Consider the following 13,086-nt stretch of genomic DNA (forward strand, 5'->3'; position numbering starts at 1 on the left):
CGTCACCCGGACGAAAGCGGCACCGAACAGCTCCGCGAGCTCCTCGTCCCACTGGTCCGGGACCACCCCGCGAACGTCGTACGCCTTCACGATCTCCGACAACGAGACGGGCAGGCCCGGGGACAACACCTTCGACACTTCGAACTCCTTCACAGCGGAGGGGAGGGACGCCGCCGGACGCTACCCGCGCTCCATCCCACCCGTCCGCAGGCCGCCGCATCACGCGACGGCTATGGCACTTCGCGGTGTCACTCCACCCCGTTCACCCCCTGGGCGTCGCCGCCCGCGACGCCGCCCCCGTCCCCCTCCCCGCCCGCATCGTCCGCGTCGTCCACACCCTCCACGTCGTCCGCACCCTCCACGTCGTCGACCTCCGGAAGGTCGAACCGCAGCTCGGCCAGCACCTCGGGCACGGCCACCGCGGGCAGCAGATAACGCCACAGGGAGACGACCCGCTCGGGAAGGTCGCGCCGCTCGGACGACACCTGCGAGAACAGCTGCGCACCGGTGAACGAGCTCACGAGCACCCAGGCGAAGTCCTCGTCGTCCAGACCGGGCAGCAGTTCCCCCCTGGCCCGGGCGAAACGCAGTTGCTGTCGGAACTCCAACACCCAGGCCTGGTACGCCACGTCGTCGCGCAGCCCGAACTCGCCCTGCTCGACGGCTAGTCGCACGCCGGCCCGCAGCAGCGGGTTGCGCCGCAGCTCGGCGGCCAGGTAGAGGGTGATGTCGATCAGCCGCTGGAGCCCGTCCTCGCCCTTCGGGAAGACCAGCCCCTCTCCCTGACTGACCATCACCGAGTAGGCCAGTTCCTCCTTCGAGCCGAAGTGGAAGTACATCCCTCCCTGGGTGACCCCCGCCCGTTTCATGATCTTGCTGATGCTCGCGCCGCTGAACCCGAACTCGTCGAACACCTCGGCCGCCGCGCGCAGGATCACCGCCCTGGTCTGCACCGCTCGTAGTTGCGGCGTCCGCTGCCGGTTCCGATCTGACACAGCACCGCTCCTCTCTCTCGACAAAAAAAACGAACATCCTTTATTTTAGGGCGTGTGCCCAGTCAGGGCCATCCACTGCGCACGACACCTGGGGGATTCCGATGACTCCATACGTCGATCACACCGCCACCGCGAACCGCGCGGGTCTGAGCAGCGCGTTACCGAGGGAGTACGTGCACAAGAGCGCGCACTCCGAAGTCCTTCTCACCGGCTGGAAGACCGAAGGTCCCGACACCTTCACCGTCACCGCCCAGTGGCCCCGCACCCACGCGTTCTACGCGCCCGTCGACGGCCGTCACGACCCGCTGCTCCTCGCCGAGAGCGTCCGTCAGGCCGTCCCGCTGCTGAGTCACGTCGCCTACGACGTGCCCTTCGGCCACCGCCAGATCTGGAACACCTTCTCCTTCACGCTCGACCCCGACGCCCTCGCCGTCGGCGGCACGCCGGCCGAGGTCGACATGCACGTCAGGTGCACCGACGTCGTCCGCCGCGCCGGCCGCCTGCACGGCCTGACGATGAACGTCGAACTCACCCGCGACGGCGCCCCCCTCGGTACCGCGCAGGCCGCGTACACCAACCAGCCGCCCCACCTCTACCAGCGGCTCCGCGGGCCCTACGCCGACACGGCCCGCGCCCTCTCCACCGCCCTCCCCGCGCCCTCCCCCCTGCCGCCCCACCACGTCGACCGCGACCGGCGCACCGACGTCGTCCTGGCGCCCACCCCGGCCCCCCACCGGACCCAGCTGCGCATCGACACGACGCACCCCGTGCTCTTCGACCACCCCGTCGACCACGCCCCCGGCATGCTCCTCATAGAGGCCGCCCGCCAGGCCGCCCACCACACCACCCCGGACGGCCACCCCGCCGCGGTCCTCACGAGCCTCCACACCACGTTCCACCGCTACATCGAACTCGACGCCCCCTGCTACATCACCACCCTCCCCACCCCCGCCCGCACGGTCGAGGTCCAGGCCACGCAGAACGACCACGTCTCCTTCACCGCCGCGGCGACCCTGACTCCGAACCGACGGTAACCCCTACCCGACCGCGGCACCCGCCCTCCCCACCCCACCAGGCGCGACCCACCACCCGCCACCCATGCGGCAACCGGGGCGACCCCACCACCCCCCATCCGCTAGGCTGTCAGCGGCCGGTCGCGCCTCCGTAGCTCAGGGGATAGAGCACCGCTCTCCTAAAGCGGGTGTCGCAGGTTCGAATCCTGCCGGGGGCACCAGTGCGAAGACCCCCTACCGATCTTGGTAGGGGGTCTTTGACATCTACGGCTGACATCAACGGCGGCGGTCGGCCGAGGACCGCCGCGAGCGCGCGGAGCGAAATGCGGGTGCCGGCCCCCGGGCCTGGCGGGCAGGATCGCGCCATGTCGACGGATGTCAGCGGAATGATCGAGTGCCGACCAGGGGCCCGTCTGTGGGGCCTGGACGATGAGGACACCGTCTGGGAAGCGGGCATCGACCTCTTCCTGCTGAACAGGGGCAACGCTTACGACGGCCTCGCGTGCCTCTTCGGAATCCGCAACTCCTTCGGCTTCCGTCCGCTTGCTGAGGACCGTGGCTTCCCGGACGACACGTCGGCAGGGCTGCGCCGTGAGTTCGCCGGCTGCGGCGGCCCCGACTCCGTGTACGGGACGACATGGGTGACCTGGGCCGAGCTGTCCGCCACCGACTGGCAGGAGACGAACGCCTCCGGCACACGAAGCCGCGCATCGGCCGCAGGGACCGACACCGACTGGGGCCGCGTCTGGAGCGTCATGCGCATCCTCAGCGAAGTTCACGGCGCGGAGAACGTCCGTCTCGTCGCCTGGTTCCACTGACTCGACCCCGCGCTGAACATGGAGTCGGGGCGGTCCCAGGCCCGCTTCTACTTGAGGGGCTGCTCAGCGGTCACCCCACGGTCGGTTGACTCCGCAATCAGGGAGGAGAGCGCCGCCCCGTCGGGGCTCCCCCGCCAGACGCGCAACGCCCTGACCAGGGGAGAGGCGCCGGGAATGCCGCGAAGACCCCCAACCGAGGGTGGTTGAGGGTCTCGCCATGAAGCGCCACGTCAACGTTGGCGATCAGGCCGCTTCCGCTTGAGCAGCCGGTCCATGTGACTGATCGCCTCGCGCTGGGTGTCCTGGACGACGTGCGTGTACACGTCCATCGTGATGCTGATCTGGCTGTGCCCGAGGATCTCCATCACGACGCGGGGCGCGACGCCGGCGGCGGTGAGCAGGGTCGCCGTACCGTGCCGGGCGTCGTGCAGCCGGATCACGCGGAGGCCGGCCGAGGCGGCGACGCGGGTGAAGGACCGGTACACGTTCCGCGGCTCGACGGGCCGACCGCTGGCGGTGGTGAAGACGTAGCCGCCCTCCTCCCACCTCTCCCCCGCCTTGGCCCGCTGATCGTTCTGCCGCATCCGGTGCCACCGCAGGGGCGCGATGCACATGGCGGGCAGAGGCACGGTCCTCCGGCGACGGCCCTTGGGATCGTCGTCGTACAGAACCCCTCGGCGGCGCTGAGTCTGCTGGCGGACGTAGAGGACGCGCTTGTCGAGGTCGACGTCCGCCCAGCGCAGCCCGACCAGCTCGCCCCGCCGCAGCCCCATGGCGATGGCGAGGACGAAGGCCGCGTACAGCGGGTCCCGGCGGGAGGCGACGAGGAAGTCGAGCGTCTCGTCCAGGGACCACGGGCTCAGCTCGCGCGCCTTCGGCCGGGGCGGCTCGACGAGGGAGGCCACGTTGCGCGAGATCAGTTCCTCGCGGCAGGCGGCGGTGAGGGCGGTCCGCAGGACGCGGTGGGACTCCTTGGCGGTGGCGGCGGTGGTCTTCTTCTCCAGCTGGACGAGGAAGCGCCGGACGTCGGCCACACTCAGGGACTCCAGCCGCTTGGAGCCGATCCCCGGGGCAAGGTAGAGGCGGACGTGCGCCTCGTACTTGTCGTACGTGCTGAGCTTGCGGCGCGGCTTCACGACGTTGTCGAGCCAGTACGGCAGCCACTCGGAAAGCTTCGCCGAGCGGGTCGGCACGGGGACGCCGTTGTCGACCGCTTCGAGGAGCGCACGTCGCTTGACGTCGCACTCAGCCCAAGTCTTGCCGTAGGCGAACTTCCGGGCGCGGGTGCCGTCCGGCTGGAGGACGTAGACGGCGGCTTGAAAACGTCCGTCCGTCCTCTTGGTGATGGTGCCGGCGCCGTTCGGGTTGCGCTTGCGCTGGGTGGCCATCAGACGGACTCCTCAATTCGGTTGGCGATGAAGTCCCGGACGGCGTCAGCGGGAACACGGCGCGATCGGCCGATGGTGATGGAGACCAGGCGGCGGGAGCGGATGAGGTCATAAACGGTGGAACGTCCGAGCTTGAGTCGTGCCATGACCTCGGGCACGGTCAGTAGTAGCGATCACGCCAACTCTCCTTCCATCAGCTCTAGTTCGGCTCTGATCTCTCGGGCGTGTTCGCGGTTGTGCTGGATGTCGCGGCGGATGTTGGCGGCGAGCCAGGACTCGCCGGGGGTGGGGCCGTGGCCGGCGTAGGTCCAGTGGGCGACGACGAGGAGGGTGGACTCCGGGTGTTCATCGGGGTCGGGCAGGCCGAGGGCGGTGCGTTGCTGGGCGGCTCGGTAGTCGGCGCGGACCTGGCGTAAGGCGCCGAGGGTGGTGGAGTAGACGCGGGACTTGGTGGAGAAGTGGCCGCGGAAGCCGAGCATGTGGGCCCAGGCCCTCAGGCGGCGGTCCGGGTAGGCGGCGTCGAGGTCCATGCAGGCTTCCATCAGCCGCCGGGGGTGGTCCGGGACGTCGAGGAGGATCAGGGCTTCCTTGTTGCCGACCGGGTGGTCGACGGAGCCGGTGGTCTCGGCGGCTTTGGTGGCGTACTTCGCGACGTAGGCGGCGACGGCCTGTTCGGACAGCTCCTCACCCTGGCCGAAGGCGCCGATGGGCTGCACGTCGAGCTGAGTGCCCCAGGTCAGCGTGAGGTCCTGGGCGATGCCGTGGGCGGGGGCTGCGTCGATGGTGACGCGGGCGCGGGCGGCGGCTGCGTGGATGGCGTCGGTGAGGAGGTCGAGGGTGGCCCAGGCCGGGGGTGGGGTGTGCGGTCCGTCGGGGCCGTCGAAGCGGATGACGGCGTGGAAGTGGACGGCGCCGCGTTTCTGGTACTCGGCGACCTTGCCGAAGGAGACGCGGGACTGTTCGCGGGCGGCTTTCTGCGTGAGGCCGGCGCGGGCGGCGATCTCGCGGCGGAGGTAGATCGTGAAGTAGCGCCACAGTTCGGAGGCGTGGTTGTTCCAGAGGACGGCGCCCGCGTAGTCGTAGGTGACCGGGTCGAGCGGGGTGCCCAGTTCGGGCGCGTCCTCGGGGTGCTGGGTTCCGCAGCGGCAGGGGCGGGCGCCGGGGCGGTTGTGGACGGGGCCGAAGGACGGGGCGGTGAGGGTGGCGAAGACCCGGGGGTGGTCACGGATGGTCTCCGGGGTGCCCTTGTCGGGATCGCCGGTGAGCCCGGCGCGGATGAGGTGGTAGGTGTCTCCGGCGTAGGTCCAGGCGCAGGCCGGGCAGCGGGAGGCCCGTCGGTTGCCGCAGGCGACGCGCAGGACGCCGCCGGGTTCGGCGTCGGTGGTGTAGGCGTGGATCACGGTGCGGGTGGCGGGGTCGAGGAGCTTGGTGCCGCCGGTGAGCCGGATGGGGGCGGTGCAGCCGCCGGTGCGGCGGATCTGTTCGGTGAGGCGGTCGAAGCCGGAGGACCCAGCCATCCGGAGCAGGTCGCTCAGGGTGGCCGGGTCCAGGCCCGCCGCGGTGGCGGAGTCGATCACGTGCTTACTCCTTGTGGGCGGGGCCGTGGTTGGCGTTCCATCCGGCGACCAGGGCGCTGACCTGTGTGTCTCCCTTGGCGGTGGCGGTGGCGCCGCAGTGGCAGACGGCGGACGCGGTGGCCGGCGCGGACGAGGACGGCTTGCTGACGTGCAGACCGGGGCGGGATGAGGTCGGGGCCAGGTCACTCATGGCCAACCCCCTCCGCTGCATCGGCGGTCAGGGCGTCGAGCGTGGCGGCCGCCTCGGACGCGGCGGTCGCGAGGGTTCGCAGGGCATCGGCCGACCCGAGGGAGCAGAGAAGCGCGATCTCGACGGCGTCGCCCTCGATGCGGAGGCTGACGAAGGGGCGGGCGCGGCCGGGGAAGGCGGTGACGCGGGTCCGGGTGTCCACCTTGAGGTGGCTGGTGACCGAGATGTTGTCCATCTGGGTCACCGCCCGGAGCGGGCAAGCGCGGCGGAGGTGACGCGGGTGCCGGTGCCCTTGCAGGCGGGGCAGGTGGCGGCGAGGGTGTGGCGCTGGCCGTCCTGGGTGGTGGTGCCGGTGGTGATGTGGACGATGGGGAAGCCGTCGCAGTGGGAGCAGACGCGGGTGGTCGGGGGCTGGGGCATCATGGGGTTTCCCTTTCGGGTCCGGTGGATCTGGGAAGGGTGAAGGCGCCCGGGGCGGCGGTTCTTTGGCGAGAGAGCCGCCCCGGGGGCCGCTTAGCGGGTGTTGCGTCTGCCGTGGCCCTTGACCGCGTACATCGACGCGTCGGCGGCCGAGAGGGCGTCGGTCAGGACCGGGACCGGCAGCTGGTCTCGGTGGCAGTGCCCGACCGAGGCCGAGACCGGCAGGACGTGCCCGCGGTGGGTGACGGGGGTGTCCAGCGCGGTCCGGAGTGCGGCGAGGCCGGGGGTGCGGGCGGGGTCGGTGACGATGGCGGCGAACTCGTCTCCGCCGAGGCGGGCGGCGATGCCGTTCCGGCCGCACCAGGCGGTGAGCCTGTCGGCGGTCGCGGTGAGGACGGTGTCGCCGGCGGCGTGGCCGTGGGTGTCGTTGATGGCCTTGAAGTCGTCCAGGTCGACCAGGACCACGAGCGCACTGGGGTGCTTGCTCAGGAGGTGGTCGGCGCGGGTGGTCCATCCGGCGCGGGTGTGCAGGCCGGTGAGGGGGTCGCGTCGGGCGGTGGTCAGGCGGCGCCAGAGCAGTCCGCCGTGCAGGGCCCAGCCCAGGGCCGGTAAGCCCGCGGCGGCGATCGTCTGCGTGTCCATGAGCGCTACCGGCCCTTCTGCATGTCGCGGACCAGGAGCCGGAGGACGACCGCGACGACGGCGATCGACGCGGCGCTGATGGCGACGGCGAGGAGCATGGAGACGAGGACGGCTCCGACGACCAGGACGACGGCGCCGCCGCCGGCGGCGAGGGCGACCGCGCTGCCCGGGGTGAGCTGGACCGAGGCCCGGGGCGTGGTGGACGGGACGGGGGCGGCGGCCGGGACCACGGCCGGGGTGGTGACCGGTTCGGTTCGGGCCGTGGGGATGGGGTGGCCGGGCGGGAGCGGGTTGACCGGGATGCGGGGCTGGAGCATGGCGGGGTCTCCCTACTTGGCGATGGGGTCGATGAGCGGGGTGAGGAGGCTGTCGGCGAGGAGGTAGCCGCCGAGGAGGAGGGCGGCGACGAGCCACCAGGGCGGGCGGATGAGCTTGATTCCGAGGCCGCCGATGACGATCAGGGCGAGCCAGAGCGGGACGTCCACGGGACGGGCTCCTTCGGGTTCAGCGGGGCTGGCAGCGGTGGGTGCGGGCGGCCAGTTCGGCGGCGGCGCGGGTGTTGTAGTCGGCGGAGAAGTCGCAGCCGGGGGCCGTGCACACGGCGGTGTGTTTGGTCCGGCCGCGGCCGTCGCGGTGGGTGCCGACCTGTACCGGGCCGGTCTTGATGACGTTGTGGAAGCGGTTGGGTCGCACGGGTCTTGCTCCTTCCTGGGTCAGGCGAGCTGGAGGGCGATGGAGTCGGCGAGGGCCGGGGGCATGCCGTGGCGGGTGCGGAGGGTTTCCGCGTCGATCGGCCGGCCGGTCTGGGCCCGGTGCGCGTCCGCGATCTTCTGGGCATGAGCCATCAGCGCAGGCGGCACCACCACAGCAGGCACCACGGGTGCGGGTGCGGGTTCGGGCTGTTCTTCCTGCGCGGCGGGTTCCGGCTGGGTCTCCACCGGTTCGGGTTCGGCCGGCGGGAGTTCGGGAGCCGGTTCCGGGGCCCGTTCCACCGTTACTTCGGCGACCGGTTCCGGGGTGTGGGTGGGTTCGGGGCCAGGGTGGGTGTGGGCGAGGAGGGTGCCGCCGAGGAAGGCGATGGCGGGCCATCCGGCGACGAGGATCCGCAGCCAGGCCGGGACGTTGTTCATGTCGAGGAGTCCGGCGGTGGCGACGTTGGCGCCGAGGGACGCGATCAGGGCGATGGCGAACCAGAGCCAGGCGTCCCGGTTGCCGCTGTCGGTGCGCATCCGGCGCCAGGCGGCGACCAGGAGGAGGTCCACGGAGACCGGGTAGGCCCACGCCTTCCATCCGTCCTGCCCGGCCGCTTCGGCCAGGTCGTGCAGGTGGGCGAAGGACAGGGCCCCGGCGATGACGGCCTGGATCAGGACGGCGTCGAGGCGGAAGGGGCGGAACACTCGGCCGCCTCCTTTCGGGCATGGGTCGGGTAGGGACCTGGCGTGAGACGGTCACGCCGACCGAGGTGGGGCAGGGGGTTACGCGGTGGCCGGGTTCGGCTTCACCAGCGGGACCGACGCCGGGTCGGCGCTGGTGTCGTCCGGGAGGACCGGGCGGTAGACGGCGAGGGCGGGAAGGTCCGGCGTGAGGTCGGCGTGCTGGGTGCAGATGTCGGCGACTTCGGTGGCGGACAGTTCGGGGGTGCGGATGCGGGTCCAGCCGCCGGAGGTGTCACCGGCCACCGCGACGCCGGGCCGGTCCGGCGGGATGGCGGTCACGGCCACGACCGCGTCCGGGGCGATGTCACCCAGTCCCATGTCGGCGGTCTGCTTGTCGTTGACCCGGTGCACGACCCGGCCGGTGAGCTGGGCCCGCAGGGTGGTGGCGCCGCGTCCGAGGTCGGAGCCGAAGCGCTGCCCACACACCTCCAGGTAGATGCCGGCCGCGCGGGCCATCTGCCCGAGCCGGATCATCTGCATGACCATCCGGTCCCGGCGTTCCTCGTCCTTCTTCCCCGCGACGAGGAACAGCTCCGCGACCTCGTCCACCAGGACCACGACCGGGACCGGACGTGCAGTCTCGGGCAGGGCCCAGATGTCGGCGACCCCGGCGAAGCTCAGCAGGTCGAAGCGGGCTTCCATCTCCCCCACCAGGGCATCCAGCAGGCCGGACGCTTCCTCGGGGGTGGTGGCGAACCCCGACAGGCGGGGCGCGTAGCCGCGCTGTTCCACACCCCGCTTGCAGTCGATGCCGACCAGGGCCACATCGAGGCGGGCGAGCTGGGCGATGAGGTTGCGCTGGTACATGGACTTGCCGGACTGGTTCGCGCCGAGGGTCAGCGCGTGCGGGACCTTCAGGTAGTCCCGTACGAACGCCGACCCGTCCTCGCGGAGCGCCACCGGCACCGCCATCGGCCCCGACAAACGCCGGGAGCGCGGCATCCGGACCCGGCGCAGAACGTCGTAGCCGGTCATCCGCAGTTCCACGAAGCCGGGCTTGGTCTCCACGACGTGGACGGAGTGGACGCCCCAGGCGTGCCGCAGACGCTCGGAGGCCGCCATCACGTCGGCGGGCTCCAGACCGGCCGGGAGCCGCAGGGTGACCCGCATGCCCGTCGAAGTGCCCCGCACGCGGCGGACCTTCGGCGGAACGGGCTGCACCTCGGAGCGGCGGGCGACGTTGCGGACCATGAACGCCCGCAGACGGGACGGCTGGACCGTCAGCCCGCACACGTCCATCGTCGCGTGGTAGTTCACCGCGAACCGCACCCGCGTGACCGGCAGACCGATCAGCGACCAGAACACCCGGGGCGCTCGGACCTTGGCGTATCCGAGGCCGCCGGCGGTTGTGGCGAGCGGGAGGCCGACCTCCCATAAGGTCGAGACGTCAGCCATGGTCAGGCGCCCATCGGGGTGACCGCGACGGCGCGGAAGGAGATGCCGTGGCGGGTCTGGCCGTTGAACGTGTTCTCCCAGTCCCGGGCCTTGAGCCCGATGACCGTCACCGGCATGCCCGGCATCAGCCCGTCGGGGAGACCGGTCTCCGGGACCGTCACCTGGTAGAGGTTGCCCTCCCCCTCGTCCGAGATCAGCAGGCCCACCGTCGAGAGCCCGGCCCCGGTCTCCCGGTCCACCGCCCTCTCACCGGTCTGCTTGCTCACGAGCTTCGGCGTGGGAGCGGTCGCGACGAACACGACAGCGCTAGAAAGGTCGATCTTGAAGGACGGCATCAGCACTCCTACGTTGTTGGGCAGCCCGAAGAGGACAACCGATACTCGCTGTCCTAGGACTGCGAGCGCTTGAGTAGATAGTGGCTCGTAGTCCTAGGACTGTCAACAGTCCTAGGACTGTGTTTGACTGGTTCCCGTTGAAAGGGGTTCGAGATGGCGCCCAAGTGGCGGGAGCTGGCAGACAAGCTGGCTGAGCAGATCCGGAGGGGTGAGTACGAGCCCGGTCAGCGGTTGCCGCAGATCAGAGACTTGGTCGAGGCGGGAGAGGGCTCCAAGGTCACGGTTCACGCCGCCTACAAGGCACTGGAAGCCGAGGGGCTGGTCACCTCTTCCCGAGGGCACGGAACCGTCGTCCGTGAACAGGTACCGCTCAAGCGGCTCGGCATCGCCCGGTACGACAAGGCCAAGTGGCGTGACGGTGACGAGGTCGCCTTCATCGCGGATCGCGTCGCCTCAGGTCGGGCGTACCGCCGGAACGAGCAGACTCAGACCGTCAGCCTTGTCGAGGCACCGCCAGTGGTGGCGTCCGCCCACGGCCTGGAGCCGGGCGCACCGGTCTACGCGCGGGCCCGGCTCGTCAAGGAAGGCGACCAGCCGACTCATTCGCTGACCAGCTACTACCGCCCCGAGCATGTCGAAGGCACTCGCTTGGTCGACCCGACTCCTGGACCGGCAGGCAGGGGCGGCGGGTTCCGCGTCCTTTACGACGCGGGATACGAGATCGATCACATGAAGGAATCCCTGTTCGCCCGCACCCCGACGGCGGAGGAAGCACGGATGCTTCAGCTTCCCCCTGGCGAACCCGTGGTCGAACTCCACCGCACGACGTACACGGCCGCTGGCACAGTGGTCGAGTTCGCGATCGGGGTACACGCGGCTTCGCGCTTCGCTTGGGAGTACGACTTCAAGGTCCCCGACTCGGCACAGCCCCAGGAGGGCCAGCAGTGATCTCGACGCAGGACTGGGCCGATACACGACTCCTCTGGGAGTACCACCAGATGGGGCACGCCCCCCGGCCCTGCTCGGTGGCGATCGGTCTCGGGAGCCACGACCTCGGCGTAGCCGACACCGCAGTCGACCTGTACCGGCGTGGCCTGGTTCCTCTTCTCGTCTTCACCGGAGCCACCAGCCCCACGACGCGGGAGCGGATGCCCCGCGGCGAAGCCGTCCACTACCGCGAGCGGGCCCTTGAACTCGGCGTCCCGGCATCGGCCGTGCTCGTCGAACCACGCGCTCGGAACACCGGGGAGAACATTCGATTCTCCCGGGACCTGCTCTCCGAGGCCGGCACCGAGGTGACCTCGGTCCTGCTGATCAGCAAGCCGTACGAGGAGCGCCGGGCATACGCCACCGCCAAGAAGTTGTGGCCTGAGATCGAAATCGTGAGCGCTTCAAGCCCGATGACGCTCCAGGACTACGTCAGCTCGATCGGTGACCCCCGTTTGGTGATCGACATGCTGGTAGGAGCCCTACAGCGGCTCCTCGTCTATCCGGAGCAGGGGTTCATGATCAGTCTGCCGGTACCGGCAGAGGTGACCGCGGCGTACGAGCGTCTGCGCGACGCCGGGTTCACCAGCCGCCTTCTCCGCGACGATCAGGGTCAGCCCCTCAGCCAGACCCGACGGTGACGAGCCACCGCGTACACGGCCTCGACCTGTTCGGCGGTGAGGCTCCCAGTGAGGGGCCCCAGTGCGGCTATCTCACGCTCCTGGTAGACGCGGACCGCGCTCTGAGGGTCCGCCCGATGCAGGGACTCCGCACCCACGAAGACCAGCACGGGTTCGACTGACACGTCGAAGTCGCAGTACCGCTGAAGGGATCGCCGAACGAAGTCCGCCTCGGTCTTGCTCGCGGCAGCGTACGGGCGAGGCGGACCCCCGTTGACCTTGACCATGGTGTCCCCCACCCAGACGGCAGCGCCGCGATGCGTCTTGGTGTTGATCGTGAAGACTCCGCCCGGCCCGATCAGCAGATGATCGATGTCGCCACCGTTGCTCTTCTGGATCCCGTGCAGCACGTGCCAGCCGAAACGGGATAACCGAGCGAGCTCGCGACCGACCTTCTGTTCCCCTTCCAGCCCGGTGTAGAAGCTGTCCCACTCCGACGACTGGCGCAGCAGTTTCCAGCGGAGTCGATGCACCGTGGACAGCCCCCGCTCAGCCATCAGCCCGATGAGCCGGGCCCCCGGAGGATTGCTGGCGAGATCTTCGCTGGGGGTGAGAGGCGGGAGGGGTGCCGGCCGCGCCGCACGGCTTGGAGGGGGCGGTGCCTGCTGTGGACGACTGGCAGGCGAAGCCGAGGGAGCCGAACCAGCCGTGTCGACAGTGAGCCCATCGCCAAGATGCGCCCGAAGCAGGACCAGCGCTTCCTCCTGATACTGCTTCACCTTGATCGTCACGGTTCTGGTCGCACGATCCGCCCACGCGACCGCAGTCCCGTTCGGGAGATTCACGTACAGCCGATCCCTGCCATGCCGCTTCCACGACTTCACCGTGAGACCACTCATCCGTCGCCCCCTGCCAAACAGCTCCCCACGCCTATGGCAGCACCTGCCAACTTTGCCCACAAGAGCGCCTGTTCCGGGGGGACCTGTTACAGGTTTCTCTACCTCATCAAGCACCCGGCTGCGCTCCGCTCCGCCGGGCGGCCTTCCCGGCTCCGCTCGGGGCGCCGCTCCTGCCTTCGGCCCGCTCCGCCCCCGCTGCGCCGACGCCCGCCCCTGCAAGACGGGACAGGCCCCAAAGCATGAGTCCGAGCCCCAACGGCCGCCGGTTCCTCAGGCCACCGACATGCCTCCGGCGGGGGCGCTCAGGCTCCGGGATGGGAGGGGCCCGCGGGCGGGTGCCGGCCGGTGGGGTGTAGCGGTGGGGAACTCCC

Annotated in this window: 19 protein-coding genes and 1 tRNA gene; 5 read left to right on the forward strand and 15 right to left on the reverse strand. The window is 70.4% G+C overall.

The genetic code is table 11. The annotated features are described in order from the left end of the window. Window positions 1-248 precede the first annotated feature (248 nt). Window positions 249-995, reverse strand: coding sequence for a ScbR family autoregulator-binding transcription factor (locus ACFQ8C_RS34395; RefSeq protein WP_383465471.1), 747 nt, complete (start codon window positions 993-995; stop codon window positions 249-251). Window positions 996-1,096: 101 nt separating this feature from the next. Between ACFQ8C_RS34395 and ACFQ8C_RS34400 the strand changes: the two genes are divergently transcribed. The 3 genes from ACFQ8C_RS34400 to ACFQ8C_RS34410 all read left to right on the forward strand — a co-directional run bounded on the left by ACFQ8C_RS34400 (window position 1,097) and on the right by ACFQ8C_RS34410 (window position 2,826). Beyond that, window positions 1,097-2,029, forward strand: a complete 933-nt coding sequence (locus tag ACFQ8C_RS34400) for a ScbA/BarX family gamma-butyrolactone biosynthesis protein (protein WP_383465473.1) — start codon at window positions 1,097-1,099, stop codon at window positions 2,027-2,029. 124 nt (window positions 2,030-2,153) lie between these two features. Further along, window positions 2,154-2,229, forward strand: a tRNA-Arg gene (locus ACFQ8C_RS34405). Between the two features lie 144 nt (window positions 2,230-2,373). Further along, window positions 2,374-2,826 carry a hypothetical protein gene (locus ACFQ8C_RS34410; RefSeq protein ID WP_383465475.1) on the forward strand — a complete coding sequence of 151 codons (453 nt, stop codon included), beginning with the start codon at window positions 2,374-2,376 and terminating at the stop codon, window positions 2,824-2,826. A 230-nt stretch (window positions 2,827-3,056) separates the two neighbouring features. Here ACFQ8C_RS34410 and ACFQ8C_RS34415 read toward each other — a convergent pair whose 3' ends face one another. The 13 genes from ACFQ8C_RS34415 to ACFQ8C_RS34475 form a co-directional block, all read right to left on the reverse strand. Further along, the gene (locus ACFQ8C_RS34415) at window positions 3,057-4,214 is read right to left on the reverse strand and encodes a tyrosine-type recombinase/integrase (protein ID WP_383465477.1); all 1,158 of its coding nucleotides are present in this window, start codon (window positions 4,212-4,214) and stop codon (window positions 3,057-3,059) included. Then, window positions 4,214-4,378 (reverse strand): helix-turn-helix domain-containing protein, encoded by a 165-nt coding sequence (locus tag ACFQ8C_RS34420; protein WP_383465505.1) that lies wholly within the window; start codon window positions 4,376-4,378, stop codon window positions 4,214-4,216. The genes ACFQ8C_RS34415 and ACFQ8C_RS34420 overlap by 1 nt, the downstream gene beginning before the upstream one ends. A gap of 9 nt (window positions 4,379-4,387) precedes the next feature. Beyond that, window positions 4,388-5,791 (reverse strand): replication initiator protein RepSA, encoded by a 1,404-nt coding sequence (gene repSA / locus ACFQ8C_RS34425; RefSeq protein ID WP_383465479.1) that lies wholly within the window; start codon window positions 5,789-5,791, stop codon window positions 4,388-4,390. Window positions 5,792-5,795: 4 nt separating this feature from the next. Then, complete coding sequence (locus ACFQ8C_RS34430) at window positions 5,796-5,981, reverse strand: hypothetical protein (protein ID WP_383465481.1); 186 nt, start codon at window positions 5,979-5,981, stop codon at window positions 5,796-5,798. Next, complete coding sequence (locus ACFQ8C_RS34435; RefSeq protein WP_383465483.1) at window positions 5,974-6,225, reverse strand: hypothetical protein; 252 nt, start codon at window positions 6,223-6,225, stop codon at window positions 5,974-5,976. Before ACFQ8C_RS34435 ends, ACFQ8C_RS34430 begins: the two co-directional genes overlap by 8 nt. Next, a complete protein-coding gene (locus tag ACFQ8C_RS34440; protein WP_383465485.1) occupies window positions 6,222-6,404 on the reverse strand; it encodes a hypothetical protein in 183 nt (60 codons plus the stop codon). Before ACFQ8C_RS34440 ends, ACFQ8C_RS34435 begins: the two co-directional genes overlap by 4 nt. A 90-nt stretch (window positions 6,405-6,494) precedes the next feature. After that, window positions 6,495-7,043: a GGDEF domain-containing protein gene (locus ACFQ8C_RS34445; RefSeq protein ID WP_383465487.1), complete on the reverse strand. Its 549-nt coding sequence runs from the start codon at window positions 7,041-7,043 to the stop codon at window positions 6,495-6,497. A gap of 5 nt (window positions 7,044-7,048) precedes the next feature. Further along, window positions 7,049-7,360: a SpdD-like protein gene (locus ACFQ8C_RS34450; protein WP_383465488.1), complete on the reverse strand. Its 312-nt coding sequence runs from the start codon at window positions 7,358-7,360 to the stop codon at window positions 7,049-7,051. Between the two features lie 12 nt (window positions 7,361-7,372). Continuing rightward, window positions 7,373-7,528 carry a hypothetical protein gene (locus tag ACFQ8C_RS34455; protein ID WP_190223725.1) on the reverse strand — a complete coding sequence of 52 codons (156 nt, stop codon included), beginning with the start codon at window positions 7,526-7,528 and terminating at the stop codon, window positions 7,373-7,375. 19 nt (window positions 7,529-7,547) lie between these two features. Continuing rightward, complete coding sequence (locus ACFQ8C_RS34460; RefSeq protein WP_383465491.1) at window positions 7,548-7,736, reverse strand: mobile element transfer protein; 189 nt, start codon at window positions 7,734-7,736, stop codon at window positions 7,548-7,550. Between the two features lie 20 nt (window positions 7,737-7,756). After that, entirely contained in the window at window positions 7,757-8,440 is a 684-nt protein-coding gene (locus ACFQ8C_RS34465; protein ID WP_383465493.1) for a DUF2637 domain-containing protein, read from the reverse strand. A 78-nt stretch (window positions 8,441-8,518) separates the two neighbouring features. Then, entirely contained in the window at window positions 8,519-9,874 is a 1,356-nt protein-coding gene (locus ACFQ8C_RS34470) for an FtsK/SpoIIIE domain-containing protein (RefSeq protein ID WP_383465495.1), read from the reverse strand. A gap of 2 nt (window positions 9,875-9,876) precedes the next feature. Continuing rightward, window positions 9,877-10,209 carry a hypothetical protein gene (locus tag ACFQ8C_RS34475; protein WP_383465497.1) on the reverse strand — a complete coding sequence of 111 codons (333 nt, stop codon included), beginning with the start codon at window positions 10,207-10,209 and terminating at the stop codon, window positions 9,877-9,879. 153 nt (window positions 10,210-10,362) lie between these two features. Here ACFQ8C_RS34475 and ACFQ8C_RS34480 point away from each other — a divergent pair, with 153 nt between their 5' ends. Beyond that, entirely contained in the window at window positions 10,363-11,157 is a 795-nt protein-coding gene (locus tag ACFQ8C_RS34480) for a GntR family transcriptional regulator (RefSeq protein ID WP_383465499.1), read from the forward strand. Continuing rightward, the gene (locus ACFQ8C_RS34485; protein WP_383465501.1) at window positions 11,154-11,837 is read left to right on the forward strand and encodes a YdcF family protein; all 684 of its coding nucleotides are present in this window, start codon (window positions 11,154-11,156) and stop codon (window positions 11,835-11,837) included. Before ACFQ8C_RS34480 ends, ACFQ8C_RS34485 begins: the two co-directional genes overlap by 4 nt. Here the strand turns inward: ACFQ8C_RS34485 and ACFQ8C_RS34490 are convergent. Next, entirely contained in the window at window positions 11,810-12,607 is a 798-nt protein-coding gene (locus tag ACFQ8C_RS34490; protein ID WP_383465503.1) for a nuclease-related domain-containing protein, read from the reverse strand. The genes ACFQ8C_RS34485 and ACFQ8C_RS34490 overlap by 28 nt on opposite strands. Window positions 12,608-13,086 lie beyond the last annotated feature (479 nt).

The organism is Streptomyces sp. NPDC056503 (assembly GCF_042794995.1).
GTDB lineage: Bacteria > Actinomycetota > Actinomycetes > Streptomycetales > Streptomycetaceae > Streptomyces.

Bases quoted from the DNA above. Each gene is read 5' to 3' on its own strand.
- ACFQ8C_RS34445 (WP_383465487.1), bottom strand. From the start codon at position 7,043: ATGGACACGCAGACGATCGCCGCCGCGGGCTTACCGGCCCTGGGCTGG.
- ACFQ8C_RS34480 (WP_383465499.1), top strand. From the start codon at position 10,363: ATGGCGCCCAAGTGGCGGGAGCTGGCAGACAAGCTGGCTGAGCAGATC.
- ACFQ8C_RS34450 (WP_383465488.1), bottom strand. From the start codon at position 7,360: ATGCTCCAGCCCCGCATCCCGGTCAACCCGCTCCCGCCCGGCCACCCC.
- ACFQ8C_RS34430 (WP_383465481.1), bottom strand. From the start codon at position 5,981: ATGAGTGACCTGGCCCCGACCTCATCCCGCCCCGGTCTGCACGTCAGC.
- ACFQ8C_RS34440 (WP_383465485.1), bottom strand. From the start codon at position 6,404: ATGATGCCCCAGCCCCCGACCACCCGCGTCTGCTCCCACTGCGACGGC.
- ACFQ8C_RS34410 (WP_383465475.1), top strand. From the start codon at position 2,374: ATGTCGACGGATGTCAGCGGAATGATCGAGTGCCGACCAGGGGCCCGT.
- ACFQ8C_RS34400 (WP_383465473.1), top strand. From the start codon at position 1,097: ATGACTCCATACGTCGATCACACCGCCACCGCGAACCGCGCGGGTCTG.
- ACFQ8C_RS34470 (WP_383465495.1), bottom strand. From the start codon at position 9,874: ATGGCTGACGTCTCGACCTTATGGGAGGTCGGCCTCCCGCTCGCCACA.
- ACFQ8C_RS34475 (WP_383465497.1), bottom strand. From the start codon at position 10,209: ATGCCGTCCTTCAAGATCGACCTTTCTAGCGCTGTCGTGTTCGTCGCG.
- ACFQ8C_RS34415 (WP_383465477.1), bottom strand. From the start codon at position 4,214: ATGGCCACCCAGCGCAAGCGCAACCCGAACGGCGCCGGCACCATCACC.